Here is a 26,411-nt window from a genome sequence, read left to right as displayed (position 1 = left end):
GTTTCGGCTCCTAGAAATACGTCAGGAAAAAAGAGCGAAACGCGGTCGGGAGGTATTCATAGAGCGCTCCGCCCGGCACTTTCACTTGCAGGAATGACTTAAAGACGATGACAACGACCGCACCGAACAGCGCGGCAGAACCCAAGAACTTGAGGCCGCGATAGTTCAGGCGATATGCCAGAGCGACCGCAAAGATGATGGTTGTCGGCAGGTACCCAAGTTGCGGAACGATGATTACATAAATCATGAACCAACCGGCAAATTCGACCGATCTCAACCAGAAGCCAATCTCCTTCCATCTTCCATCGAGTTGCGGTGACACAAGGCTGGAGATTAGGTGCAAGACGGAGCACACCAACATGGTGATGACGGCTGCGTAGGGCCAGAATGCCGGTTGCGCCAAAAGTTTGGTGCCCGAGGCCCAGGTGGTTTGGGACGGCAAGTTGACAGTTAGAAACAAACTGAATGCGACACAGATACCGGCATAAAACAAATCGCCTGGTCGGCGATAGCGTTTGAACAGATCCTGTAATGTGCGTGCTTTGATCATTTGCCCCTCCCCAACGATGATCGGTCTTGTGGTGCGGCTGGCCTCGCAGCCAACCGCCGTGCCAAGCGACTTGGAGATTATTCCAGCATTGCGTTGATATTGGCGAGCGTTTCGCTATCCGCTTCGATCTGAGCCGCCGTGTCTTCAGCGTTTTTCCAATACACAAGCGCTCCGGTTTTCGCCATGAAGTCCTGTGCCCGTTCGGACGCCATGGTTTCCTGAGCGACAGCGATGATTTTCTCACGCACGTCAGCAGGCGTATCCTTGTGAACAAAAAGACCGTTCCACAAGGCCAGGGTCAGTTCGGGGTCCAGCTCGCCAACAGTCGGAGTGTCCGGTGTCAGACCTATCCGTTCGCCGCCAATGGATGCCAAAACGTTGATGTCGTCGAGGCAAGGTAGAACCAACTGAAGCGTCGTGTTCATGACGTCCACATCGCCTGAAGCAAGCGAATTGCAGTCCAGAATGTCGAAAGCTGCATCTGCTGCGAAAGTGAACCCTTTTTGTTGCGCCAAGGCGAAAGTGACCTTTGTCGGGATCAACGGCGCACCGAAATGGCCCAAAACGACATCGTTGTCTTTTGCATAGGCGGCGAGTTCGTCGATGCTGGAATAGGGGGCGTTCTTGCTTGACACGATCACGAAAGGATAAGTCAGAAACGCACCCAGAGGCTCGAACGGGTTCGGGTTCAGTTCCGGAATGCCGATGTTGGGGCCAATCACCGGAACCGCGAGTATGAACGATCCGACGGTGTAGCCATCAGCGGGTGCCTTGGAGACTTCAACAGCACCGGGGAATGGGCCGCCGCCGCCGCCTGGCTTGTTTACAACCGCGGCTGGCACGCCGTATTTGGCCTGAAAGTCCTCTGCGATCATCCGCGTCAGCACGTCCTCGGCATCGCCCGGAGGCCACGGCACAACAAACTCAACCGGCTTCTCTGGATACTCAGCCACGGCAATTCCCGGCATCAGCGCCGCGAGCGCTGCCGCGCCGGCGATCAATGTCTTTTTCATTCTAGTCTCCCTGTTGAATGGTGCATTATTCACACCGATGGTGTAAAATATATTGATCTAGGAATCAACTTCTGTCAACGATGGAGGAAACTCAACTGCCGCCAAATCGCGGCCGGCAAACAGTGCTTATGAAAGGAAGGGAGACGACGTGTACATGGAAGCCATTGGCAATGAACGCGTATTTGTCGCCGCGAGAACTCCGGACGCCTCCCGTCTTGCTAGGTGCGCCCCTTGGACAGTTGCACGAGATGGAGCCGCAAAAGACCTGCTCTTGCGAATCGTCAGTTGTTGCAAGGGCCCAGTTCACTGGCCTCGAACCGGATGTGAGGCACAGAAATGAGTACAATCCGCACAAATGCACTGGTGTCGCACTATAGGGAGGTCATCCCAAATACCCTGTTCGAACCACGTGGTCTGATTGAACGGGCATTGGGTTTGAAACCAGGCCAGCTGACATGGCGCGGATCAATTACGCCTGTGCCTGGCCAGCTCAGTGTGTCGATACGGGCCAAAAAGGTTTCGGAGCGCGAGTGTTGGCTGACGAGATCCCGCGAGATCGGCACATTTATCGCGAAGGCGTGGGCGAAAATGACTGGGCTGCCGGTTGGCGCGCGAGGGGACGAACCAGACGAGGTGATCCGGCCCGAGTATCTGCAGCCTCTGGTGCGGGTGAATTCGGCAGGAGACTTCGTTGCGACGCTGTTTGCCGAGCTTGATTTGTTCTTCGGTCCAGCGTTCCAATCGCGGCGCGGTTGTTTGCCGAAAATAGATGCGATTCACGAGACGCCCTTAAACGAAACGTTGAAACAGCCAGTGGCGGCTTATGAATACTTCATCGCCGAATTGAGCCTGTCGGCGCAAGACTGCGTTCTATTGGATGACCAGAAAAGCAATACCGACGGTGCGCAGGCCGTCTGCATGACCACCGTTCATTGTGACGTAATGCACCCAAGTGCGAGCTCGGCTGAGGCTGAACGCCCGCTTGGGCATTAGGAGAGGATACCAGGATGAAGGACAGCAATTTCCTGAAAGAAAACAACGCGCGTTACATGTGGCATCCGATGGCGCATCCCGCCGACAGCCTTGCCAATCCGCCGAAGATCATCACCGGCGGTAAGGATGTCCGCATCGTGGACGTGGACGGAAATGAGACAATTGATGCCGTGGGTGGGCTTTGGAACGTGAACCTCGGCTATTCCTGTGCACCGGTAAAAGAGGCGATAACGGCGCAACTTGAACAGCTACCGTATTATTCAACATTTCGCGGGACCTCAAACGACGCGGTAATTGAACTCAGCTACATGTTGCAGGAGTTTTTTGAACCCGACGGGCTGAGCCGCGCGTTTTTTACCTCGGGCGGATCCGACGGAATCGAGATTGCGCTGCGTCTTGCGCGTCAGTACCACAAAGTGCGCGGTGAGGCGGGTCGAACCAAGTATCTGAGCCTGAAAAAGGGCTATCACGGTACTCATACCGGCGGTGCCTCGGTCAACGGAAACTCCAATTTTCGCAAACAGTATGAACCGCTGATGCCCGGGTGCTTCCATATTCCTGCCCCCTATACATATCGCAACCCTTTCAATGAGACCGACCCCGAACGTTTGGCACAGCTTTGCCTTGCAGCTCTGGAAGACGAAATTGCCTTTCAGGGCACCGAGACGATCGCCGCGTTCATTATGGAGCCCGTACTGGGTGCGGGCGGTGTTATTCCTCCGCATGCCTGCTTCATGCCCGGTGTCCGGGAAATTTGTGACCGGAACGGCATTCTGCTGATTGCGGACGAAGTCATTACCGCCTTTGGGCGCACGGGGTCTTGGTCGGGTTCGCGACATTGGGGCGTCAAACCGGATTTCGCCGTGACGGCAAAGGCCATCACCAACGGGTATTTCCCATTCGGCGCCGTGATGATTGCCGATCATTTGACCGAAACCTTCGAAGCGGATGACACCGGAAAAGCCAATATCGCAAGCGGATACACTTATTCTGGCCACCCGGTCGGCGCCGCTGCGGCCATCGCCTGCCTGACAGAAACACAACGCCTGAAGGTGAAGGACAACGCCGCCGCGCGAGGGCGCGAGATGATGGCAGGTTTAGAGGCGTTGAAGTCCAAGCACGAAATCGTCGGCGATGTGCGTGGAGGCGAGGGCATGATGAACGCTCTCGAGCTTGTGTGCGATCGAGACACAAAAGTGCCCTTGGATGCTGCCCGGATCAGGACGGTCTTTGATACGACCTATGCCAATGGCGTGATGGTTCGCGTTTCAGGCCCGAACATCATTTTGTCCCCGCCGTTGGTATTGACCGCGGAGGACGTGCAACAGGTTCTGTCGGCTCTCGATGCCGGCCTGGCCGCCGCTTAAAGGGAAATCGAACATGAGCAAGTCTTTTCCTGAGAAGGCGCCCGCAGTTATTATTGGCGGCGGCATCATCGGGATGTCGACGCTGTATCACCTTGCGCATCGCGGCGTGCCTGCTGTGTTGATCGAACGCCGCAAGATCGCCAGCGGTACAACCTGGCATGCAGCCGGGATCGTGGGGCAGCTTCGCGACAGCAATTCGCAGACCGAGCTTGGCAAGTACACCGCACGGCTTTTCCGGGACCTTGAAGAGGAAACGGGGCAGGGCACAGGCTACAAGCAGAACGGTACGATCAACATCTCGCTCAGCGATGTGCGGCATGAACAGTTGTTGCGCCAGCATGATCATGCCGCTCGGATGGGCATACCGAGCCGAATGCTCGCCCCGGAGGCCGTGAAGGAGCATTGGCCGGCGCTGGTCATCGATGATGTGCAGTCAGGTCTGTTTGTGCCTTCGAACGGTCAGGTCAACCCGCTTGACGTGACGATCGCGTTGTCCAAGGGCGCCCGGCAAAAAGGGGGGCAGGTATTCGAGGAAACCAAAGTAGAAAACCTCGAAATTCGTGACGGCAAGGTCGTTGGCGTTGTCACGGACAAGGGCACAATTGCGACGACTCAGGTACTGCTGGCAGGGGGGATGTGGTCGCACCTCTTTGGCAAAGCACATGGAATTACCGTTCCGCTTCATGCGGCCGAGCACTTCTACATCGTGACCGAGCCTGTAGAAGGCCTGCCCCCGGATCAGCCGATCCTGAACATTGTAGAAGAGCGTAACTATTGGAAAGAAGACGCGGGCAAGATCCTAATTGGCGGGTTTGAGGCGTATGGCAAGGCTTGGGCACAGGACGGTATCCCTGACGATTTCGAGTTTGACGAACTGCCGTTTGACATGGAGCACGTCGAAGAAGATCTGATGCGCATGTTCGCCCGTATGCCTTCTTTGGAGAATATGGGAATCCAGACGTTCTTCTGCGGTCCGGAAAGCTTCACGCCGGATGGGCGACCCTATATGGGCCCTGCCCCCGAATTAGAGGGGGTCTTTCTTGCAACCGGCATGAACTCGAACGGTATTCTGAATTCGGGTGGGGCCGGGCTGACCATGGCGGAATGGATGATCGACGGAGCGCCGTCTCGCTCTATGGGACCGCTTCTGGCGGCGCGGGCGCATCCGTTCCAATCCAACACGCGCTACAATCAGGAACGGGCCGCTGAAAGCGTCGGCTTCCACTACGGGCTGGCGTGGGCTGGGCGGCAGGTCAAATCGGCACGCGGCGTACGCCGTGTCCCGTTACATCGCGACTTAAAAGACGCAGGTGCTGTCATGGCCGAGCGCATTGGCTGGGAAGTGCCAATGTACTTTGGCGCCAAGAACCCCAACTGGTCCGATGAGCCGTCAATTCGGTGGAAACCATGGTCTGCGCAGATCAAGGAGGAATGCCTGGCCGCACGTGACGCGGCCGTGATCCTGGACCAGTCGATGTATGCGAAGATTCTTGTCCAAGGTCCTGATGCCGTACGCATGTTGAACCATGTGAGCGGCGCACAGATGGATGTCGAAGTCGGGACTTCGGTCTACACCCAGTTTCTCAATACTGGGGGAGGGATTGAGGCAGATGTGACCGTGACCCGTATTGCGCCGGAAGGTTTCATGGTGGTTACCGGCCACCCAAGCCAGATGCGTGATCAATATTGGATCAAGACGCATGCCGATCCGTCATGGAGTTTTCAGGTGTTTGACGCAACCTCCGGATACTGCCTGTTGACGATTCACGGGCCGAAATCGCGCGAAATTCTGCGATCGCTGACGACAGATGATGTCTCGAACGATGCCTTCCCCTTTGGTGCTGCACGCGAAATGGATGTGGCCCATGCCCGCGGTTGGGTGATCAGGCGGTCGTTCCTCGGAGAGCTTGGCTATGAAATGATGTTCCCCACAGAATTCACGGCGGGCGTCTATGAGGCCCTGATGGAGGCAGGTAAGCCACACGGCTTGCGCCATATGGGCATGTTTGGAATGAATTCTTGCCGACTTGAAAAAGGCTTTCGCCACTTCGGCCATGACATTGCCGAAGAGGATACGCCCTACGAAACAGGTCTAGGCTTTGCTGTGAAGCTCGACAAAACGGGTGATTTTCTTGGTAAGCCGCGCCTGACGCGACAAAAGACCGAAGAGGGGCCCGCCTACAAGCACCGCATGGTGTCAATCATGGTGCCGGGGCTGACCGCCGAGGAGGGGCCATACCTGACCCATAACGAGCCTATTTGGAAAGGCGGCGAGATCGTGGGTCATGTGACGTCCGGCGATTGGGGCTTCCGGCTGGAAGCAATGGTTGGATTGGCCACGATCGAAAATGAGGACGGCGTACCCAAATCTTGGATCGATGAAGGTGGGTTCGAGGTGCAGATTGCCGGAAAGACGTACCCGATCATTGCGCAACTTGGGCCGTTCTACGACCCGAAGGGAGACATAATGCGCAGCTGAGGAGCGCCCATTAGGGAGGAATAAATGACTGACAAAACTGTACTCGTCGTAGGAACCTACGATACCAAGAATGACGAGCTGGAATACATGGTGGAGCGCATCCGCAGCATGGGCGGCGGGACGCTGAGCATGGATATTTCGGTGCTGGGCGATCCTGAGAAACCTGTCGACTATTCAAAGCATGATGTTGCTGAGGCGGGTGGCAGCACGATTCAGGCGGCAATCGACAGCGGTGATGAAAATACCGCGATGCAGATCATGGCCGAAGGAGCCAGCACGCTTGCGCGCAAGCTTTTCGAAGAGGGAAAGTTTGATGGCGTGGTGATCCTAGGCGGAACGATGGGTACAGATGCCGCGCTCGATATATGTCAGGCGTTGCCGCTTGGCGTGCCCAAATATGTAGTGTCCACAGTGTCTTTTTCGCCTCTGATCGAGCCACAGCGCTTGTCGGCGGATATTCAGATGATCCTCTGGGCCGGGGGGCTTTACGGTCTAAACTCGGTCTGTAAATCCTCATTGAGCCAAGCGGCCGGTGCCGTACTCGGCGCAGCACGCGCCGTTGAGCCGCCCAAGGGGGACAGGCCCACAATCGGCATGACGTCGCTTGGTTCATCCTGTCTGAAATATATGAAAGCCCTCAAGCCTGCGCTTGAGGAACGCGGTTTTGAAGTGGCCATATTCCATGCCACAGGTATGGGAGGCATGGCCTACGAAAGCATCGCGCGCAATGGTGGGTTTGCTTGCGTAATGGATTTTGCGCTGCCTGAACTTGGCAACCTACTGGCTGGTTCGGTGATCAACGGCGGTGACGATCGAATGCTGAATGCGGGGCGCGCCGGTATTCCGCAGATCATCGCGCCGGGCTGTCTTGATCTGATCGACTTCGCCGGTTGGCAGGATATTCCCGAACAGTACCAGGATCGCCCGTTCCATGCACATAACCGGTTGATCAAGTCGTCCGGTCTGAACGCCGAAGAACGACGTGAGACTGCACGAGAGATGGCAAAGCGTCTGAAAGCCTCTGATACACCTGCGCATGTTGTTCTTACGAATGGTGGCATCGAGGAATGGGACCGTGAAGGTCAGGAGGCACATGATCCCGAAGCCTTTGCCGAGTTTTGCGATGAGATGCGCAAGCAAATGGTGGACCCAATCCTGTTTACTGAACTCGATTGCCATATCAACGACCAGGCCTTTGCCGACAAAGTGCTGGAGATCTTTGATGGCTGGGTCGCCGTCGGCACCATCAAATAAGAGAGGCACACGGAATGGCAGACCGAGATCCACGCTACGACATCCTGTTTGAGCCGGTAAAGATTGGACCAGTTACCGCACCGAACCGATTCTTTTCAGTTCCGCACGCCACCGGGCATAGCCCGCTGATGCCAAACGGCTCCATCGGGATTCGCGAGATGAAGGCCGAAGGCGGATGGGGCGTGATTTCCATGCAGGTGGCGGAAATTGACCCATCCTCGGACATTTCCAACCTTCCGATGGAGAAGTTCTGGGACGATACGGATGTGAAATCCCACGCTATGATGGTGGAACGGGTCAAAAAGCATGGTGCCATTACCGCCGTAGAGCTTGCCCATACCGGCATCCGCGCACGCAACATGGACACCGGCACACCCGTGTTGGGGCCGTCTTCACAACGCATCCTGAAGCCACAAAACCCAATTCAGTCCAAGGCGATGGACAAATCTGACATCAAGGCGTTCCGGGACAGTCATCGCCGCGCGGTGCAGCGCGCAAAACAGGCGGGCTATGACATGGTCTATGTCTACGCAGCCCATGATGCAGCGTTGGTCTGGCATTTCCTGAACCCGATTTATAACAAACGCACTGATGAATATGGCGGATCGTTTCAAAACCGCCTTCGTCTTTTGCGCGAAGTTCTGTTGGACACAATGGAGGAAGCCGCCGGTGAGGTGGCCGTCGCCGTCCGCATTCCGGCACATGATTTCAAATCCGGAAGCCCGCTTACATACGATAACGAAGCACGCGCCGTGATCGAGAGTCTTGCAGAAGTTCCCGACCTTTGGGATGTCAACGTCGCCAGTTGGCCACGCGACAGTGGCACATCGCGCTTTGACGATGAGGGTCATCAGGAAAAATACACTTCCTATGTCAAGCAGGTGACGACGAAACCCGTGGTGGGTGTCGGGCGCTATACATCGGCGGATGCCATGGTCAGCCTGGTCAAGAAAGGCGTCTTTGATCTGATCGGTGCCTCGCGGCCCTCGATTGCTGATCCGTTCCTGCCCAACAAGATCAAGGAAGGTCGGATCGACGACATCCGCGAGTGCATCGGGTGCAATATCTGTGTCTCAGCGGACGCGTATTCGGTTCCGTTGATGTGCACGCAGAACCCCACCATCAGCCAGGAATGGCGTCGTGGTTGGCATCCGGAAATCATCCCGCAAGCTCCGCACCGCGAGAACACGCTGATAATAGGATCCGGGCCATCGGGTCTGGAATGCGCCCTGACCCTCGCCCGGGCCGGGCACGAAGTGACTGTTGCCGAACGCGCCTCCGAATTCGGTGGGCGCGTCCTGAAAGAAAGCGCACTCAAGGGGCTCGCAGCTTGGGGCCGGGTTAAGGACTATCGGTTGTATCAATTGCAGCAGATGGGCAACGTGTCCCTTTACGCCGAGAGTGATATCGCCGTCGGAGACGTAGCCGATTTCCAAGCCGACAACATCGTCGTGGCCACTGGCGCCACGTGGCGCGGCGACGGGGCAGGGGCCAATGCGTTCGGCGGGGTCGACGGGTTCGACGGAAACGCGAAAACGCCAGATGACGTGATGGCCGGCGCCGATTTCGATGGCCCCATAGTCATTTATGACGACGATCACTATTACATGGGCAACGTGCTGGCGGGGCATCTCGCGGCGAAGGGTCACGAGGTACATCTCGTCTGCCCGCTGCCCTCCATCGCGGAATGGATGGGGTATACGCTGGAAAGCCCGCGCGTGCTGGACGAGATGGTCGCGCTCGGCGTTGAAATGTATCCAAACACGACCGCCAAAAGCTGGTCCGGATCATCGTTGGAAGTCATGCGCTCAGACACTGGCCAGGCCCTGCCCGCCATCGCGGCGAAGCACCTGGTCACCGTCGGCGCTCGACAACCGCAAGACAGCTTGCTGACCAAGTTGAAAGAGGTGGACGAGTTGCGCGGCAAGGTTTCCGGCATCGGCGATTGTCTGGCCCCGGGAATTATTCAGGCCGCAGTGTTCTCAGGCCATGCAGAAGCGCGTCGTTTGATTGGTGATGTGCCCAGCACAGGCATTTACAAGCGCGAGACACCTGTCCTGTTTGACAGGTAATTCGCCAAATTAGCAAAGAGCGAGAAAACAGTGTTTGCAATAATGCGCTCGACACCACCTCGTCATTCAGTCGATATCATTCCAGTGAACTGAGCAAAGAGTAGACTAAGATAACTGGTGCAATATTGACATCGTTGGTGCGATTGTTACGCTGTGCTCTATTCTCAAACATCGGCCGAACGTATGAAAACAGTCGACAAAGCTCTCTCCGTTCTGGACCAGTTCTCAATGGAGAACACAGAAATCGGATTAAGTCAGCTGTCCAGAATGGCAGATCTCGACAAAGCTGCAACACGCCGACTGCTTGTTGCGCTCTCCAAACATGGGTTCATCGAACAGGCTGCAGATACGCGAAAGTATCGATTGGGACACGGTTTCCTGCGTCTTGCCAGGATTCGCGAAGCAACGGTTCCAATTGTGCGCGCCGCACAGGAGGTCGCAGACTGGATGGTTGAGGAGGCAAATGAGACAGTTCACGTCAGCATCCCGGGTGCGCAGGGTATGACAACGATCGCGCATCGCCTTCCGAGACGCGGCAACGTCATCAATATTATCCCGTCTCAAGTCCTGTTTTATCATGCAACGGCGTCCGGACTGGCATTTCTAGCCTTTGCGAGTGATGAAACTGCCAACAAAATCCTGAAGCTGAAGCGCGAGAAAATGACAGGTGCCACTGTTACGTCAAAGACGGAGCTTCAAAAAATGGCCGCGAAGTTCAAAGATCAGGGTTATTCCCAAACCAAAAACTCCTTTGAAATCGACGTCGCGAGTATAGCGATGCCCTTCTTTCAGGATGCAACTGATCCTGCGGGATCAATTGCCATAGCTCTTCCAAAAAACGATCTTACCGATTCACGTCGCGACGAACTTTTGCCTTTGCTACGTGAGGGCGTTTCAAGGATGGAAACTGCACTGACGGGGTTGGGTTCTGTTGCAAAGTCATAGTCCGGCTTGTGTTGCGAAGTTTCTTGCGGGACGAAGGTGTCACGCCGCACCCAAAAGTTGAGCAGCCCGTTCCGCAATTTGACGAAACAGACAGGCTCGGTGCGTGAGTTGACTTTTGAGGATCATGTAGTTCAAGTAATTCCCTCACCATCTCGTTTAGGACCTGGCAGCCAAATCCCTTTGGCATCTTGTTGATGGCCTTGATGCCTGTGATGTTGGCGCCACTCTTGCCCCTTCAGGCAGTTAGTGAAAATTGCAAGCTGACGTTCGCAAGTTGCGAGCCGTATGAATTCCAAGCGAAATTTTCGACAAACTCTCTGTGCTACAAAGCTCCTGTTCAACTCGTTTGTGACATTCAGTTGCGCGTGGTCATTCAATCACCAGGGACACTGATTAGTAACGCCTGTATCATGCTGCTAGCAGTCGCTTGAGAGCCCTGATTGATCGGCAGCTTATTTACGCAGCGTCAAATTGTCGGAATCAATCTTATAACAAAACCGTGATTGCTTATGTGAGCAGTGTTCAGAGAGTGGCCGATCCGAACACTCGTTACTCAGGCCAATGTCCTTGATTTGAAGGGAAGCGATCATGAAAAAACTCGTTCTCGTTGCTGTGCTTGGCGTAACCGCTTGCACTCAGTATCCGATGCAGAAACCGCTTGCAGTGGACGGTACAAGAAATGCGAACTTTGCTCTGGACGAGGCGCACTGCACCGCTCTGGCTGTAAACTACCAATCCGGCAAAAAGGGAATGGACACCACCTTCGGCGCAATCGACGGTGCACTCACTGGCGCCATGATCGGGGATAGGTATGATGCTCTTGGTGGGGCAGTCGCAGGCGGGATACTTGGCTCTGTCAAAGGTCAATACAATGACGAGTTGGTCCAGCGTCAGGTTCTTGTGAATTGCATGCAGGCCCGTGGGCACAGCGTCATTGGGTAAGGGTTGCGATGTCAGCTTGTCGAGGAATTCAGTAGAAATAGGGCTGTCTTTGAGGGCCCGGAAAGCGTACCGCAGCGCGTTTCTACAGGTTCTGCGCGACACTTGAGCCCCTGAAGCCCCCGATCTTCCCATTGGTCGCCATTCGAAACACATCATGGAGATTCAAAATGAAAAATACTGCTCGAAATTTTTTGGCCGGACTCAGCGGTATCTGCGCTGTATCAGCAATGACGGTATCTGCCGATGCCTGCACGCGATTAGTCTACAAAACCGGAACGAACAGCTTCATCACAGCCAGAAGCATGGACTGGTTCGAGGATGTCGGATCAGATTTCTGGGCGTTTCCCAAAGGCATGGAACGGGACGGAGGCCTGGGCGAAGGTTCGATTGAATGGGTCTCCAAATATGGATCAATCACCTTGTCCGGCTATGATATTGGCACGGTTGATGGCATGAACGAAGCCGGGCTTGTTGCGAACCTGCTTTATCTGGCCGAAGCCGATTACGGTGTTGCGGAAGGAAAGCCAACGCTGTCCGTAGGTGCATGGGCGCAGTTTGCACTCGACAATTACGCGACGGTCGCAGAAGCGGTTGAGGGCTTGTCTGCACAGCCGTTTGCTATGGTGGCACCACGTCTTCCTAACGGCCATGAAGCTGGATTGCATCTTTCACTGTCGGATAAAAATGGGGATTCTGCGATCTTCGAATACGTCGCTGGCGAGCTCATTGTGCATCACGGTGACGAGTACCGGGTCATGACAAACTCGCCAACCTATGATGAGCAGCTTGCTTTGACTGCCTATTGGGATCAGGTGGGTGGCTTGTCTATGCTGCCGGGCACAAATCGTGCAGCAGATCGATTTACGCGAGCTGCTTTCTATCTTGAAACAGTGCCTGAGTTCGAGGATCGCCGAATGGCCACCGCAGCCGCCTTTTCGATCATCCGCAATGTCTCGGTTCCCCTCGGGATCACCGACCCGGATGCACCCAATCTCGCAACGACGGTTTGGCGCTCTGTCGCGGATCACGAAAGTGGAAGATACTACTTTGAGTCCGCCATCAGCCCGAACGTGTATTGGGTCGATATCAACAAGCTTGATCTGTCAGAGGGTAGTGAGCCTCAAAAACTGGAGTTAAAGGGGCATCCGATTCTGGCGGGCGATGTATCGGGTCAATTTGTACCTGCTCAGCCGTTCAATTGGCTTGCACCCTAGGTGCACGTTTTTTAGTGCAAAGGAAGTTTCCGCCGTGTCGGCTCGATGACCTGGACTGTCTATTGATTTGTGCATCGAGCTGCGGGGCGGAACGGGGCGGTGCCAAGTTGTTTGTTCTGGCCCGAGTGCAACCTGATCTCGGTTCTTTAGGCAACGTCCGGAAGGCATAGTTGGTCCACAAGTCGAATGAATCGGCTTGGCATAGTGGTAGGATTTGGGTTGAGACGTTAGCCATGTGGACGGAAGATCGAACTGAACCGATCATGGGATCCTTGATGCAAAATCCCAATAAGAATGGGCGGCAGCCTTATCGGGATTCACGCGGCAATCCTCTGGGAATACGCACTTGATACTGTTGGGCCGGCAACGATTTCTTGAACCGTCCCATGTGTTTCTTTCGCGTTCTAGTAAGCCTATGCGATCCATTGATGCGATTGTTGTGACCCTCGCTCGCATGATTCGCGGTGTTCGCGGCAGGGTTGCGGATTGAACTGGTATAGACTCGTAGTTTGTCAGGGATCATGACCCTTGACGTGGTAAACAGCACGATTGGCCGCTTTTTCTGACGCTTGGTGGTTTTCGCATCGCGTTGTTTTCGAAACAGGATGTCTAGAATACCGTCCTTCGCATCAACCGACGGCCATAGTCAGAATGTCATGCTTTTTATGGAAACAACAACTTCACCCAGATACCATATACCGCCGTCGAAAAGCATGCCGAGTTTGATATAGTCGGCAAAACTACTTTTGAACCGGTTTACCTGTTTTCGCTTGAATCTCGGCTGACGTCACAACGCGCTCAGTAGATTGATCCTCGACATCCGACGCATTAGTGCGAAATTTGATACTTCCAGACCTGTTAGATGATGATCTTGCAGGATAATGATCGCACTCATGGCGCTGCAGTTTGGAGGGTATGCTCATCCTTGCCGCTGACACAAAAGCCGGTGCGCAAACTAGTTTGCAATACCTTTAGGTTGTCTGATTGTCCCTATAGCGCAGCCGGAAGCCTTTCCAAATTCGATCTTGTTGCGAGCAGAGGACACAGGCTCTGTATGCAACCGCCTCACACACTTTCAATGAGCTTTCCATGACCGAGATGATCTTGTTTGAAATGGTATCGGTTTTACAGATGGGTTGTAATTAAACGCATCGCTACCGAATCTGTAGAAGCGTCGCTGAAACAGGAGATATCAACATGACCAAGAAGATCACCATCATCGGCGCGACGGGCCATTTGGGGCATCGCGTGACCGCAAAGCTTGTCGAGAAGGGTGCAGAAGTGACTGCCATCGTGCGGGACCCGAGAGCAGCCGGAACCAAGCTGCCTGCTGACGTTCGACTCGTACAGGGCGACGTTTCTGATCCGGCTAGCCTGACAATAGCATTGCAGGGAACCGAGACCCTGTACATCACACTGAATACCGAGTCTTTGGACACCTCCCTGCCTTTCCACACCGAACGGGAAGGTGTGATCAATGTTGTCGCGGCTGCAAAGCAGGCTGGCGTTCAGCACATCATGCAAATTGCAGGGGTCGACACCGCATATCCTGAGTTTTCGACCGAAGGCATGGCCTATGGCACCAATGCGATTCGCCAAGGCGGGATCGACGCCATCAAGGCGTCCGGCATTCCCTATACATTCTTCTATTGCTCGTTCTTCCTGGACTCATTGCCAAAATTCCTGATGGACAACCAATTGGCCGTAATCGGAAATCACGTGCATCCCATCTGGTTCACCAATTCCAGCGATTTGGCCGAACTGGTCTTCAATGCAATTGATAACGACGCGGCCAAAAACAAAGAGTTTGCCGTTCAGGGTCAGCAAGCCAAGACCTACACCGAAGGGGCGACCGAGTTCCTGGAAGCATTTGCTCCCGAGGCAGAAGTCATTCAATTGCCGATTGAGGCCGTAGGCCAGATGGGGTTACCGGAAGAGCAAGCGGCTTTTATCGAACACTTGTTAACATTCGTTCAGCAGCTGAAGGAGGAGCTGGTGGCCGACGAAACCTGGAAGGTCCTTGGATCACCAAAATACACGATTACCTCCTTCGCCAAGGAGCTTCGCGGCGAGGCTTAAGTCACAGTGGAATTCTGAATGACGGCGTTTTCGGTTAGTTGCTCCAGCAGCTTGGCAGTTGCCTGACCCATGGGTTTTTCGAAAGACCAGACCATATCCACCGAGCGTTCGGCATAGGGTTTGGTCTCGAATTGCAATGGCAGGATCTTCAGCGCACCGGTCTGAACAAAGACATCCACCGCATGCAGTGGCAGCGCCGACCACCCCAGGTCGGCCTGTACCAGATCAATGGCCTCCGATGCAGTACTGACCTGCCAAATTGATGGCGAGGCCTTAAGGATAGCGCTGTTGGGGTTGTCGGCTTCCTTCAACAATATTTGACGATGCAGACGCAACTCCTCCCAAGAGACCGATGGCATTTGCGCAAGCGGGTTTTCCGGATGGCAGACGCAGACCAGCCTGAGTGCGCCTAATGAGCGAAAGTCCAGCGCTTGAGGGATGCCCTCGGGCTCCAGAATAATGCCCAGATCCACTGCTCCCTGAACGACCAATCGTTGTATTTCACCGGCAGTGAATGACTGTATCTCGACATCAACAGATGGGAAATCATCGCTGAAGGAACGAATGATCTCTCCCAGGTTCGCCAGCTTTATGTGCGGTGCCAAGGCCAGCGTCACTCGGTTCTCCACGGTCATGGACAAGGCATCCGCCACCGCCAGAAATCGACTGCGGCGCTCCAGCAGAATTTCGGCATTTGAGATCAACGCCTCTCCTGCCTTGGTGAGGGTCGGATATCTTCGGCTGCGGTCGAATAGCTCAACGTCCAGATCGACCTCAAGATTGGCGACCAGTGTGCTAACCACTGATTGGGCTTTGTTGCATTTTCGGGCGGCTGCGGAAAATGAACCTTCGCTGTGGGTCGTGACGAAAGCTTCCAATTGTTCGAAGGATGCGCGCATCGGAAGTTCTCTTCCATCTATCTGTTTAGCATATGGTATCCACCTTTATGGATCACAACAACAGGGTAAAACACTTGCGAAGACATAATAGAGGAGAACACTTATGAGTTTTGCTGGTCGGATGGTGCACGCGGTGCTGTTTGAAGTCTTTGCGCTATTGAGCATTGCCCTGCTGCTTCCGCTGATCTCGCATGTCGATGTACAGAAATCGCTGGTCCTTGGGGTGTTCTTTTCCTTGGCTGCAATGCTGTGGAACTTGGTCTTTAACATGACGTTTGATTGGTTTTTGGTGACCATCCGAAAAAACGCGCAAAAATCAGTGGCTGTGCGGATGGTTCATGCACTTCTATTCGAGGGCACCTTTGTTGCGCTGACCCTGCCTGTTCTCGCCTGGGCCCTTGGCTTGACACTTTGGGATGCGATGAAACTTGAGGCGGTACTGATTGTGTTTATTTTAGTATATACATTCTTCTTCAATATCGTCTTTGATTGGTCTCGCGTGAAACTGGCCAACCAAACTGCGTCGTGACCAAAATGTGAAAGTCCGCATTGGATTGTGTGGGCCGCCGGCGCAATGACCGCAAAGGGCTGCAAGCGCCGTGGGAAAATTGAATTTGAGGTGTCCTTGAAGTGATTTAGACTGGGAACTAACTGTTCAGATAGCTCATTGTGAGGACATCATGGCAGCTCCTTTAATCCAAAACTGGGAACTGACCGCCGCCATACAGGACTTAGCCGATTGGTTGGTTCAACAGGGTTTAGAGAATGCGCCGGTTGAAATCTGGCTAGAAGAATTCTGCAACCGTCTTGTTTCGGCAGGAATCCCGCTTCAACGCGCAAACATCACTGTGCGCGCTCATCATCCCGAGATTGGGACGGTCGCTTTCCGCTGGCACAGGGATGGAGGAAATGAGCGACAGGAGTTTATCCGAAGAACGGATGCGCCTGAAGAATACATCTTGAGCCCGATTTACTATCTTCTGGTAAACAACGTTGAAGAAATCAGACAAAACCTCACAGTCGAGGAACCAGAGCTAAATTTTCCTATTTTCGACGAACTTCGCGAGCGCGGTGCGACGGACTACTTCGCTGTTAAACGGTTCTTCCTTATTCAGGATAATGCTACGCCTGTCGATCCAATGCAGGCCGAGGAAGGCGCTATTATCTCGTTGACAACCGACGCGAGCGGGGGCTTCACAAGCCAGCAACTTGACGGATTGCGCCAACTGATTTCTCCACTTTGCCTGACGCTGAAATGCGGGGCAAACAGACTGATGGCAGAAGACATAACGGCTGCTTATCTGGGCCGGGACGCCAGTAGGCGCGTTCTTTCCGGGGACATCACCCGAGGTTCATCCGAAACCATTTCAGCGGTGATTTGGTATTTTGATTTGCAAGGATTTACCAAATTGTCAGAGGCGCTTCCGGGAAATTCAATCATAGAATTGCTAAACGACTACTTCGCAGAAGCCGTTGACGTGGTCGAACGCAATGGCGGTAACGTTCTGAAATTTATGGGAGATGGAATGCTTGCCATCTTCGACATCGATCAGGTTCCGGACGCTCGCCGCGTCGCAATTCACGCAGCAGTGGAGTTGCGAGATTCATTTGATAAACTCAACCAACGACGGCAAGCAGACAGTCTACCAACGACCGGCTTCACTCTTTCCTTGCACGCCGGCGATGTACTTTATGGCAACATTGGTGGCAGGTCTCGGTTGGATTTCACAGTAGTCGGCCCGGCAGTCAATACAACGTCCCGCATTCTTGGCATGTGCAGCGCGCTCGATCAAAACATTGTTGTTTCCGACAAGGTGGCTGGCGACTTGGTGAAAACCATTCCAAGTCTTGTTTCCCTTGGCCAATACAGACTACGTGGTGTTGCTGAAAGACAGGAGCTGTTTACGATAGATTAAACGTGAAATGAAAAGCACCACCTACACCGAGTAGACAGCCGGCTGTCTTCTTATACGTCAAGAAGATCTATTCTGAAGAACGTGGGGCTATTGGGTAGAACGCTTGAGCTGCCCACGACTAAAGTGAACCGCCCATCATGTGCAACAGTTCAAGCACCGAGATCATCCGATCAAGGTCCGCTATGGGCTGCAACCTGCCTTTTGCATCTATAGCACCCTAGCAGCGCATCAAAACCCGGTTGGGGCTCATTCCGGCCATTTGCTGAACGGAATATTTAAGGCCGCTTCGGTCCCAAAGGAAAATGCTGCTGCCAAAAAGGAAAAACTTTGGTGCTCGTACCAGTTAGGTTTTGGTGGAGCCTAGGGGAGTCGAACCCCTGACCTCTTGCATGCCATGCAAGCGCTCTCCCAACTGAGCTAAGGCCCCATTCAGGTACCGTCCGTGCGGTGGACGGACGTTTATGAGACGCCGCTGCCGAGTGCAAGACCAAATTTCGGAATCCGGCAAAAAGAATCTGGCGACGCGGTAGGCAGGGCGAGGCGGCCGGGACCGCCTCGGGCCGGGGTCAGGACTCGTCTTCCGACGACATGTCCGTGATATCGTCCAGCGAAACGTTGTCGTCGTCGTCATCTTCCAGCAGATCGTCATCCAGCTCGACATCGACGTTATCGTCATCGTCCAGAACCAGATCTTCATCCGACGACGCTTCGCGTGCTTTGACCGATGCGGCATCCTCGGCATCCGCAGCGATCATGCGGCTTTTGCCGGTTTCCAGCTCCACGATCTCGCCGGTATAGGGGCTGACGATCGGGTCCTTGTTCAGGTCGTAAAAGCGTTTGCCGGTTGTCGGGCAAACACGCTTTACGCCCCATTCTTCCTTGGGCATATCAAATCCCCTTGATATCAGGTGAATCTCAACAATGATTCAGGTCACCTGCCACAAGCGGCAGGCACTGTCAAAGCCTTTGCGCTAAGGAGAACGGCCCATGGGGCGACACGCATTGCCCGGACAGCCACCGGTTCCGTTAACATTGCGCAAATCGGCGCGGGCGCGGCGGATCTCGTTGCGGATTTCTCAGTTGGATGGACGGGTTACGCTGACTTACCCGCAGGGTGTCGCTGAAACCGATGCGCTGAGTTTCGCTCATCAGAAAGAGGAGTGGATTCGACAACACCTTCAGGACCGTCCAGAAGCGGCGACCGTCCAATTCGGCCATAGCATTCCCATTGAAGGCGTCGAACGCCGAATCGTTCCCGCTCGGGGTCGCCGGGTTCAGTTGGGCAATCACGACATCGCGGTGCCGGAAGGGGCCGAGGCGCGGCGGCTGGCCAAGTTTCTGAAGGAACTGGCCCGCGATCGTCTGACCGAAGCGTGCGATGACTATGCAGCCATGCTGGGGCGCCCCTATTCAAGTCTGACGATGCGCGATACGCGGTCGCGTTGGGGATCGTGCAGTTCCGCAGGTGGTCTGATGTTTTCCTGGCGGCTGATCCTAGCTCCGCCCGAGGTGCTGCATTACGTGGCGGCGCATGAAGTCGCGCATCTGGCCGAGATGAACCATTCACCCGCCTTTTGGGCGCAGGTCGAGCGAATATTCGGGCCGTACAAGGCGCCAAGGTGCTGGTTGCGCGACCATGGTGCCGGGTTGCATCGGTATCGGTTCGACGCCAGTGCGAGTTGACCCCGCGGTTTTTTGTGATCACATGGGGGCATGTTGACGACACGCCCTGCCGACTCGCAAACCGCCACTCATGATCGTGTGTACCGTTCCCTGCGATCCCGGATCATGCATGGAGAGACCGCTCCGGGACAGGCGCTGACGTTGCGTGGGATTGGCAAGGAGTTCGGGGTTTCCATGACACCTGCGCGAGAGGCCGTGCGCCGCCTTGCGGCCGAAGGCGCGTTGTTTCTGTCCACATCGGGTCGGGTTTCGACGCCAGAACTGACCAATGATCGCATAGAGGAACTGGCTGCGCTGCGCGCCTTGCTCGAGGTCGAACTGGCCAGCCGGGCGCTGCCCCGGGCCCATATGGCGCTGATCGACCGGTTGCAGAGTATCAACATGACCGTGGCCGAAATGGTCACCAAACGCGATGCGGTCGGGTATATTCGGACCAATCTGGAATTTCACCGCACGCTTTACCTGCGGGCGCAGGCTCCGGCGATGCTGGCCATGGCTGAAACCGTCTGGCTGCAGCTCGGACCAACAATGCGCGCGCTTTATGGTCGGTTGCGGCGCACAGAGCCGCCCCATTATCACAAGCTGATCATCGCCGCCCTAAAGGCCGGGGACGAGCCCGGGTTGCGGCTGGCTGTGCGCTCGGACGTGACGCAGGGCCTGCGTCTTCTGGTGAGTTGAGCGGCTTATCGCCGACTGCTTCAGAACTTGAATGTGACAGGCTGTCTTTCTGGTCTGGTTGGCGCGGCTGCGCTATTCTGAGGCAAATCACATAACAAGAGCAGATTTCAGACATGATCAATCGACGGACCTTTTCTATTGGGCTTGGGTCAACGGTTCTGGCCGCCTGTTCCGGGGGCAGCGTACCGACGCGAGCGCCCGCATCGCGCATGCAGGCTGTGCCGAACGCAGGGTGGGATGCTTGGGTTGCAAACTTCAAAGGGCGTGCAGCGTCGCAGGGCATCTCGCAGACGACCATCAACCGGGCCTTTCAGGGCGCCGGTTACCTGCCCGAAGTGATCCAGCGCGACCGCAACCAGGTCGAGTTCAAACGTTCGCTTGAGGATTACCTTGCCATCGCCGCCTCGGACGAGCGGATCGGCACCGGCAAGCAGATGTTGGTCCGCCACGCGGGAACTCTGTCGCAGATCGAGGCGCAATACGGCGTCGACAAAGAGGTCATCGTGGCTGTTTGGGGTCTGGAAAGCCGGTATGGCGCCCGACGTGGTGACGTGCCGGTGGTCTCGGCCCTGTCGACGCTGGCCTATGACGGGCGGCGCGGACAGTTCTTTGAAAGCCAGTTGATGGCAGCAATGAAGATTCTGCAAAACGGAGACACCACGCCCGACAACATGACCGGTAGCTGGGCCGGTGCCATGGGTCATACACAGTTCATTCCCACGTCCTATCTGGCCTACGCTGTAGATTTCACCGGCGATGGGCGACGCGATATCTGGTCCGAGGATCCAGCGGATTCGCTGGCTTCGACCGCGGCCTACCTGGCTCGTGCAGGTTGGGCGCGTGGACAACCCTGGGGCGGAGAAGTCGGCACCGTTTGTGGTTCACCCATTGCGGTTTTACAGCCGCAAAAACCGGGTCCGCGTATTGCCGTGTTCCGCAATTTTCAGGTGATCAAACGTTACAACAACTCGGACAGCTATGCGATTGGGGTGGGCCATCTGTCCGACCGGATCGCTGGCGGCGCGCCGTTTCAGGCCTCGTTCGGGCCGGACGCGAACGGGTTGACGCTTGAAGATCGCAAAGAGCTACAGCGCCGCCTGACTTCGGCGGGCTATGACACGCAGGGCGCGGACGGTGTTATTGGCGGTAAGACCACGGCGGCAATCACCGGCTACCAGCGTGCCAATAGGCTGCCTCAGACCGGTGAGCCATCGGTTGCTTTGCTGCGCAGGTTGGGCGGCTGACAGGTTACGCCGCCAGCCCCTTCGAGCCGATATCCAGGAATTTCTGACGGCGGTCCTTGATCAGGGTCGCCGCGTCCATGCCGTCCAGTTCTTTCAACATGAGGGTAATAGCGTTCCGAACGGATTCGACCGTGGCGGGACGATCCCGATGGGCGCCACCTTTGGGTTCTTCGATGACTAGGTCGCAAACCCCCAGCTTTCGCAGGTCCTGCGCGGTCAGACGCAGTGCTTCGGCCGCCTCGCGCATCTTTTCGGCATCCTTCCACAGGATCGACGCGCAACCCTCGGGCGAGATTACTGAATAGACCGAGTGTTCCAGCATCGCCACACGATTGGCGGTGGCAAAGGCCACAGCCCCGCCCGAACCACCCTCGCCGATGATTACCGAGACCAGCGGTACACCGATTTTCAGGCACATTTCGGTGGAACGCGCGATGGCTTCGGACTGGCCGCGTTCCTCGGCACCCTTGCCGGGGTAGGCGCCTGCGGTGTCGATCAAAGTGATGACCGGTAGGTTAAAACGCCCGGCCATTTCCATCAGGCGGACGGCCTTGCGATAACCCTCGGGCCGCGCCATGCCGAAATTCCGTTCGATCCGCGATTTGGTGTCCGAGCCCTTTTCGTGACCGATCACCATCACCGGCTGATCGTTGAACCGTGCCAACCCACCGATCACCGCCAGGTCGTCGGCAAAGTTCCGATCTCCGGCCAGCGGGGTAAATTCCGTGAACAGCGCCTCGACATAGTCCTTGCAGTGCGGGCGTTCCGGATGACGCGCTACCTGACATTTCCGCCACGGTGTCAGGTCCTTATACAGCTCGTCCAGCAACTTGGCGGCTTTTGCATCCAGCGCGGCGGCTTCCTCGGCCACGTCCATCTCTTCATTGGCGCGGGCCAACGCGCGCAATTCCTCGGCCTTGCCTTCGATCTCGGCCAGTGGTTTTTCGAAATCCAGATACTGGGTCATGACGCCTCACTTGCGTGAAATTTCCTAGCTATATGCCGTTGGGCGCTTCCAGATGCAACTATAAGGAAAATCTGTGCCACCCGGAGTCGCGGAAACTGTTGATCACGCAGTGAATATCTTTGTGAAGGCGTTTCAGTACGGGCCAATTCGATTAGCAATAAGGTTCTATCGACGGGGCCAAAACTTGAATGTCAAGCAAAGGCACATTCGCCAAGTCGATCCTGATAGCTGGCAAGCGGCGGGTTCCAAAGCAACCGTCCGGGAGCAAGCTTCATTCTCGATCCAGTGCGCCCAAGCGGTTGAGCGTTTTCACACAACGAAACTTAGCAAGATTTGTGGATAGAGATTATGCAACCACGAAGAGGTAAGGAAAAAGGAAGAATGCCGATGACGACCGGCTATGAAGACCGTGTTTTGCGGGTGCTGGCCTATATCCATGAAAACCCTGCCGGGGACCTGTCTCTGGATGCTCTGTCGGATGTCGCTGCCATGTCACGGTTTCACTGGCACCGGGTCTTTCGCGCCATTACAGGCGAGACCTGCGCGCAGGCTGTGCGTCGTGTCAGGTTGCATCGCGCGGCCTATATGCTGGTCGCGTCCGACAAAGCGGTTCCACAGATCGCAACTGAAATCGGCTATCCGAACCTGAAGTCCTTTGCGCGCGCCTTTTCCGAAGCCTACGGCAATAGTCCCGCCGCGTTTCGTAAGGCGGGGCAGTTTCTGCCAAGTAGACCGCAATTCAGAACAGGAGATTATCCGATGCATCCCGTTGTTACCCGAGAAGAGCCCGTTCGCCGCATTGTCGCACTGCCGCACAAGGGAAACTATGGAGAAATTGGCAAAAGCTTTGAGGCGTTTGGTGCCATGTGCGAATCCCGCAACCTGTGGCCTCAGCTCGGGCCGGTTATCGGCGTTTACCTCGACAGCCCCGAGGACGTGCCCGTCGACGAGCTTCGCAGTTATGCCGGGGCGGAATTCCAAGGTGAAGCTGTGCCTGACGACATGGAAGAGGTGAAAATCCCTGGTGGCAAGACTGCTGTTCTGACGTACAGGGGCCCATACTCCGGAATTCAGGCCGCCTATCAATCCCTGTTCGGCAACTGGTTGCCAACGTCCGGAGAAGAACCGGCGGATCAGCCTTGTTATGAAATCTACCTGAACAATCCGCGCGACACGGCGCCCGAAGAGCTGTTGACCGAAATCTGCCTGCCTTTGAAATAGGTCAGTTCGGCAACAGAACCGGGTAAAGCGAAGCCACCAGAAGGCCTGCCATCGTCCAGTTGAACATCAAAAGGCGGCGTGGGTTCGTCAGTATCCGCGCCATCTGTTGTCCCAAAACCGTCCAGGTACTGACCGATGGCAGGTTGATTGCACCAAATACCAGCGCAACAATGATAACGGCACTCAGCGTCTGGCCGGGGGCATAAGCCGTGGTGGCGGTCAATGCCATGGCCCAGGCTTTGGGATTAACCCACTGGAACGCAGCCGCCTGCAGGAATGTCATGGGGGTTCCTGTTGCATCCGTACGGCTTGCCGGGGCGGCATGGGCGATTTTCCATGCGAGATACAAAAGATAGACGACCGCCACAACTCTGAGCGCTGAGTAGCTTGCCGGGTATCTGTCAAACATCTGAACCAACCCGATGCCAACCAGAAGCACCATGAAAGTAAACCCCAGTCCGATCCCCAGCATATGGGGGATGGTTCGGCGAAATCCGAAATTGGCGCCAGAAGCCATCAGCATCAGGTTGTTTGGACCCGGTGTAATGGATGAAACAAAAGCAAAGGCGATCAGGGCGAGCAGGATGTCGGAGGTCATTGCGGGATATTTCCCTAAAATGCGGCGAATGAAATTGCGATTATGTGCGTAGTCGAGCTAATCTCGCAACTGATGGCTAAAGATGATGAAATAAACCGTCAAATATTGCGGGAGCTGACTCGCGATGGACGCATCAGCAACCTGGATCTGGCGGATCGCGTTGGTTTGTCGCCTTCGGCCTGCCTGCGCCGGGTTCAGGAACTGGAACGGTCAGGTGTGATCTCGGGCTATCGCGCCGTCCTGAACCCCACGGCGATGGGGGTCGGGTTCGTCGCCTATATCGGTGTCGGTCTGGGCGAGCACACAAAAGCCGCACAAGAGGGGTTTGAGCGCGCCTTGCAACTGGCTCCGGAAGTGGTGGAGTGTCACAACATCACCGGAACGATCGAGTACCTGCTGCGGGTCGAATGTGCCGATTTGCCATCTTACAAGACGTTTCATACCGAGGTGCTGGGAACACTGCCGCATGTGACCTCGATCACGTCTTACGTGGTCATGGGATCGCCGAAAGACCTGCGGGCTTGATGGTGGAATTGTGATTTCTAACCATCTTGCGGGCTTAAATCTCAGGCCCTAGTGTCATCTCAAATCCGTCGCCCACATGGTAGAGACTACCGCAAGAGGCGCTCAGTCAGGGAGATGACCATGAAACCTATTCGAACCGGAGCGTTCGCTGCAGCCATGGCGATGGTCGCCAGTGCGGTTTTTGCGGCACCGCTGAAACTGCAACCCGCCAGCCCTCAGCCGTCCAACCCTCAGGCCGGGCTGAACGTCAAATACGCATGGGAGGGTAACCCTCCTCGTAAGATCCAGACCGTGGCCAAAGCCAAGCAGATGATGAAGAAGGCCAAACCCGGAGCGCCGCTGCGGGGATTGGACTACCGCGATACGAATGAAGGCGACCCGGTTCTGACCTACAATGAGGCTTTCAACGTCGCGGCCGAGGTAACCGGTTACATCCGCTTTGATGCGCCCGGAGTCTACGAGCTGGAAACCTGGTCGAATGACGGCATCGATGCATGGGTTGGTGGTCAGCAGATCGGGTATTTCAACGGTCGTCAGGGCTGTGAAGCCAATCAGCGGACGGAAGTCGAGGTGCCTCAGGCCGGATGGTATCCGCTCAAGATCAATTATTTCCAGAAATACGGAACATCTTGCCTGATGATGAAATGGGGAAAGCAGGGGGAACGGTTTACCTGGACCCCCAATAACGTCTTCGGGCGCTGACCGCGTTATTGCCGGACCGCAAGAATGGCGCCCGACCGGGCGCCTTCTTTTTCTCAGCCGTTGGCCGCGATCAGTTCGGCCTGCGCCACGATCACTTCCGCCTGTTTGATCGACGCGATATCGACAAGCCGGCCCTTATAGACAGTTGCGCCTTCACCGTTGGCCTTGGCCTGTTCCATCGCGGCTAGGATCTCGCGCGCTTCCGAGACTGCTTCGTCCGAAGGGGTGAATACCTGATTGGCCAGAGCGATCTGCTTGGGGTGAATCGCCCATTTGCCGACCATACCCAAAGTGGCCGAGCGTTTGGCCTGCGCGATATACCCTTCGTCATCCGAGAAATCGCCAAACGGGCCGTCGACCGGCAACACGCCGTGGGTGCGGCAGGCGGCGACGATGGCGGCCTGTGCCCAATGCCACGGATCGGACCAGTGCTTTTCGCCCTCGCGCAGCATGTAGTAGTTTTCCTGCGTCCCGCCGATTCCGGTAGTCTGCATTCCCATTGATGCGGCAAAATCGGCGGCGCCCAGACTCATTGCCTGCAGGCGCGGCGATGCGGCCGCGATTTCCTCGACATGGGCAATACCCGCGGCGGATTCGATGATGACTTCGAAAGAGATCGGTTTGCTGCGGCCTTTGGCGCGCTCGATTGCCGTGACGAGCGCATCAACTGCATAAACATCCGCTGCGCACCCAACCTTGGGGATCATGATCTGATCCAGCCGGTCGCCAGCCTGTTCCAGCACATCGACCACATCACGATACCAATACGGCGTGTCCAGCCCATTGATGCGGACGGACATGTATTTGTTGCCCCAGTCGACTGTATTCAACGCCTCGATCACATTGGCACGTGCGGCATCCTTATCCGAAGGCGCTACCGAGTCCTCCAAATCGAGGTTGATGACATCCGCTGCCGAGGCCGCCATTTTGGGGAACAGTTTGGTGTTCGAACCCGGGCCAAAGAGCTGACAGCGATTGGGCCTGGCAGGTGCGGCGGGTTGAATGCGAAAGCTCATCTGGACCTCACGAGGGTAATGAAATTACGTTTTTGGTTGTCCATTGGGTATTAA

General features: G+C 55.6%; 24 protein-coding genes, 1 tRNA gene and 2 pseudogenes. 17 read left to right on the top strand and 10 right to left on the bottom strand.

Annotation, left to right across the window (positions count from 1 at the left end):
* Positions 1–10: 10 nt before the first annotated feature.
* Both AC2TDJ_RS13495 and AC2TDJ_RS13490 read right to left on the bottom strand, forming a co-directional pair.
* Complete coding sequence (locus AC2TDJ_RS13495; RefSeq protein WP_480842956.1) at positions 11–550, bottom strand: tripartite tricarboxylate transporter TctB family protein; 540 nt, start codon at positions 548–550, stop codon at positions 11–13.
* A gap of 77 nt (positions 551–627) precedes the next feature.
* On the bottom strand, positions 628–1,563 hold the full coding sequence (locus AC2TDJ_RS13490; RefSeq protein WP_480842955.1) for a tripartite tricarboxylate transporter substrate binding protein: 936 nt from the start codon (positions 1,561–1,563) through the stop codon (positions 628–630).
* Positions 1,564–1,899: 336 nt separating this feature from the next.
* Here AC2TDJ_RS13490 and AC2TDJ_RS13485 point away from each other — a divergent pair, with 336 nt between their 5' ends.
* From AC2TDJ_RS13485 to AC2TDJ_RS13460, 6 genes are all read left to right on the top strand, one after another.
* Complete coding sequence (locus AC2TDJ_RS13485) at positions 1,900–2,556, top strand: hypothetical protein (RefSeq protein WP_480842954.1); 657 nt, start codon at positions 1,900–1,902, stop codon at positions 2,554–2,556.
* Between the two features lie 14 nt (positions 2,557–2,570).
* Positions 2,571–3,923 carry an aminotransferase class III-fold pyridoxal phosphate-dependent enzyme gene (locus AC2TDJ_RS13480; protein ID WP_480842953.1) on the top strand — a complete coding sequence of 451 codons (1,353 nt, stop codon included), beginning with the start codon at positions 2,571–2,573 and terminating at the stop codon, positions 3,921–3,923.
* Positions 3,924–3,936: 13 nt separating this feature from the next.
* Positions 3,937–6,402 (top strand): FAD-dependent oxidoreductase, encoded by a 2,466-nt coding sequence (locus tag AC2TDJ_RS13475; RefSeq protein WP_480842952.1) that lies wholly within the window; start codon positions 3,937–3,939, stop codon positions 6,400–6,402.
* A gap of 24 nt (positions 6,403–6,426) precedes the next feature.
* Positions 6,427–7,656 (top strand): Tm-1-like ATP-binding domain-containing protein, encoded by a 1,230-nt coding sequence (locus AC2TDJ_RS13470; RefSeq protein WP_480842951.1) that lies wholly within the window; start codon positions 6,427–6,429, stop codon positions 7,654–7,656.
* Between the two features lie 14 nt (positions 7,657–7,670).
* Positions 7,671–9,728 carry an oxidoreductase gene (locus AC2TDJ_RS13465; RefSeq protein ID WP_480842950.1) on the top strand — a complete coding sequence of 686 codons (2,058 nt, stop codon included), beginning with the start codon at positions 7,671–7,673 and terminating at the stop codon, positions 9,726–9,728.
* Between the two features lie 183 nt (positions 9,729–9,911).
* Positions 9,912–10,673, top strand: coding sequence for an IclR family transcriptional regulator (locus tag AC2TDJ_RS13460; RefSeq protein ID WP_480842949.1), 762 nt, complete (start codon positions 9,912–9,914; stop codon positions 10,671–10,673).
* 129 nt (positions 10,674–10,802) lie between these two features.
* On the opposite strand, the pseudogene AC2TDJ_RS13455 reads toward AC2TDJ_RS13460, so the two are convergent.
* Positions 10,803–10,902: pseudogene (locus AC2TDJ_RS13455) on the bottom strand (IS6 family transposase); the annotation flags it as partial.
* Positions 10,903–11,261: 359 nt separating this feature from the next.
* Here AC2TDJ_RS13455 and AC2TDJ_RS13450 point away from each other — a divergent pair.
* Together AC2TDJ_RS13450 and AC2TDJ_RS13445 are read left to right on the top strand one after the other, a co-directional pair.
* The gene (locus AC2TDJ_RS13450) at positions 11,262–11,615 is read left to right on the top strand and encodes a glycine zipper family protein (RefSeq protein WP_480842948.1); all 354 of its coding nucleotides are present in this window, start codon (positions 11,262–11,264) and stop codon (positions 11,613–11,615) included.
* A gap of 131 nt (positions 11,616–11,746) precedes the next feature.
* The gene (locus AC2TDJ_RS13445) at positions 11,747–12,829 is read left to right on the top strand and encodes a linear amide C-N hydrolase (protein WP_480842947.1); all 1,083 of its coding nucleotides are present in this window, start codon (positions 11,747–11,749) and stop codon (positions 12,827–12,829) included.
* A 307-nt stretch (positions 12,830–13,136) separates the two neighbouring features.
* On the opposite strand, the pseudogene AC2TDJ_RS13440 reads toward AC2TDJ_RS13445, so the two are convergent.
* A pseudogene (locus AC2TDJ_RS13440) lies at positions 13,137–13,463 on the bottom strand (DDE-type integrase/transposase/recombinase); the annotation flags it as partial.
* Positions 13,464–14,026: 563 nt separating this feature from the next.
* On the opposite strand from AC2TDJ_RS13440, the gene AC2TDJ_RS13435 reads away from it, so the two are divergent.
* Positions 14,027–14,908, top strand: coding sequence for an SDR family oxidoreductase (locus tag AC2TDJ_RS13435; RefSeq protein ID WP_480842946.1), 882 nt, complete (start codon positions 14,027–14,029; stop codon positions 14,906–14,908).
* Here AC2TDJ_RS13435 and AC2TDJ_RS13430 read toward each other — a convergent pair.
* Positions 14,905–15,807 (bottom strand): LysR family transcriptional regulator, encoded by a 903-nt coding sequence (locus tag AC2TDJ_RS13430; protein ID WP_480842945.1) that lies wholly within the window; start codon positions 15,805–15,807, stop codon positions 14,905–14,907. The genes AC2TDJ_RS13435 and AC2TDJ_RS13430 overlap by 4 nt on opposite strands.
* A gap of 103 nt (positions 15,808–15,910) precedes the next feature.
* Between AC2TDJ_RS13430 and AC2TDJ_RS13425 the strand changes: the two genes are divergently transcribed.
* Both AC2TDJ_RS13425 and AC2TDJ_RS13420 read left to right on the top strand, forming a co-directional pair.
* Positions 15,911–16,336 (top strand): PACE efflux transporter, encoded by a 426-nt coding sequence (locus AC2TDJ_RS13425; RefSeq protein WP_480842944.1) that lies wholly within the window; start codon positions 15,911–15,913, stop codon positions 16,334–16,336.
* Between the two features lie 151 nt (positions 16,337–16,487).
* Positions 16,488–17,723 (top strand): adenylate/guanylate cyclase domain-containing protein, encoded by a 1,236-nt coding sequence (locus AC2TDJ_RS13420; RefSeq protein WP_480842943.1) that lies wholly within the window; start codon positions 16,488–16,490, stop codon positions 17,721–17,723.
* Between the two features lie 351 nt (positions 17,724–18,074).
* Here the strand turns inward: AC2TDJ_RS13420 and AC2TDJ_RS13415 are convergent.
* Together AC2TDJ_RS13415 and AC2TDJ_RS13410 are read right to left on the bottom strand one after the other, a co-directional pair.
* A tRNA-Ala gene (locus tag AC2TDJ_RS13415) sits at positions 18,075–18,150 on the bottom strand.
* A 139-nt stretch (positions 18,151–18,289) separates the two neighbouring features.
* Positions 18,290–18,610, bottom strand: a complete 321-nt coding sequence (locus tag AC2TDJ_RS13410; RefSeq protein ID WP_480842942.1) for a TIGR02300 family protein — start codon at positions 18,608–18,610, stop codon at positions 18,290–18,292.
* Between the two features lie 100 nt (positions 18,611–18,710).
* Between AC2TDJ_RS13410 and AC2TDJ_RS13405 the strand changes: the two genes are divergently transcribed.
* The 3 genes from AC2TDJ_RS13405 (at position 18,711) to AC2TDJ_RS13395 (ending at position 21,328) form a co-directional block, all read left to right on the top strand.
* Entirely contained in the window at positions 18,711–19,406 is a 696-nt protein-coding gene (locus tag AC2TDJ_RS13405) for a M48 family metallopeptidase (RefSeq protein WP_480842941.1), read from the top strand.
* A gap of 30 nt (positions 19,407–19,436) precedes the next feature.
* Positions 19,437–20,084 carry a GntR family transcriptional regulator gene (locus AC2TDJ_RS13400; protein WP_480842940.1) on the top strand — a complete coding sequence of 216 codons (648 nt, stop codon included), beginning with the start codon at positions 19,437–19,439 and terminating at the stop codon, positions 20,082–20,084.
* A gap of 113 nt (positions 20,085–20,197) precedes the next feature.
* Positions 20,198–21,328: a lytic murein transglycosylase gene (locus AC2TDJ_RS13395; RefSeq protein WP_480842939.1), complete on the top strand. Its 1,131-nt coding sequence runs from the start codon at positions 20,198–20,200 to the stop codon at positions 21,326–21,328.
* A gap of 4 nt (positions 21,329–21,332) precedes the next feature.
* Here the strand turns inward: AC2TDJ_RS13395 and AC2TDJ_RS13390 are convergent, their stop codons facing one another.
* The gene (locus tag AC2TDJ_RS13390; protein ID WP_480842938.1) at positions 21,333–22,295 is read right to left on the bottom strand and encodes an acetyl-CoA carboxylase carboxyltransferase subunit alpha; all 963 of its coding nucleotides are present in this window, start codon (positions 22,293–22,295) and stop codon (positions 21,333–21,335) included.
* Between the two features lie 387 nt (positions 22,296–22,682).
* On the opposite strand from AC2TDJ_RS13390, the gene AC2TDJ_RS13385 reads away from it, so the two are divergent.
* Positions 22,683–23,516, top strand: a complete 834-nt coding sequence (locus tag AC2TDJ_RS13385) for an AraC family transcriptional regulator (protein WP_480843037.1) — start codon at positions 22,683–22,685, stop codon at positions 23,514–23,516.
* Position 23,517: 1 nt separating this feature from the next.
* On the opposite strand, the gene AC2TDJ_RS13380 is transcribed toward AC2TDJ_RS13385, so the two are convergent.
* Positions 23,518–24,114: a LysE family translocator gene (locus tag AC2TDJ_RS13380; RefSeq protein WP_480842937.1), complete on the bottom strand. Its 597-nt coding sequence runs from the start codon at positions 24,112–24,114 to the stop codon at positions 23,518–23,520.
* A gap of 72 nt (positions 24,115–24,186) precedes the next feature.
* Between AC2TDJ_RS13380 and AC2TDJ_RS13375 the strand changes: the two genes are divergently transcribed.
* Positions 24,187–24,639, top strand: a complete 453-nt coding sequence (locus AC2TDJ_RS13375) for an Lrp/AsnC family transcriptional regulator (protein WP_480842936.1) — start codon at positions 24,187–24,189, stop codon at positions 24,637–24,639.
* 120 nt (positions 24,640–24,759) lie between these two features.
* Complete coding sequence (locus AC2TDJ_RS13370) at positions 24,760–25,341, top strand: PA14 domain-containing protein (RefSeq protein WP_480842935.1); 582 nt, start codon at positions 24,760–24,762, stop codon at positions 25,339–25,341.
* Between the two features lie 53 nt (positions 25,342–25,394).
* On the opposite strand, the gene AC2TDJ_RS13365 is transcribed toward AC2TDJ_RS13370, so the two are convergent.
* On the bottom strand, positions 25,395–26,357 hold the full coding sequence (locus AC2TDJ_RS13365; protein WP_480842934.1) for an L-malyl-CoA/beta-methylmalyl-CoA lyase: 963 nt from the start codon (positions 26,355–26,357) through the stop codon (positions 25,395–25,397).
* Positions 26,358–26,411 lie beyond the last annotated feature (54 nt).

The sequence above is a fragment of the Ruegeria sp. HKCCD6647-2 genome, from assembly GCF_057221075.1.
This window is presented reverse-complemented; position numbering and strand designations above follow the sequence as displayed.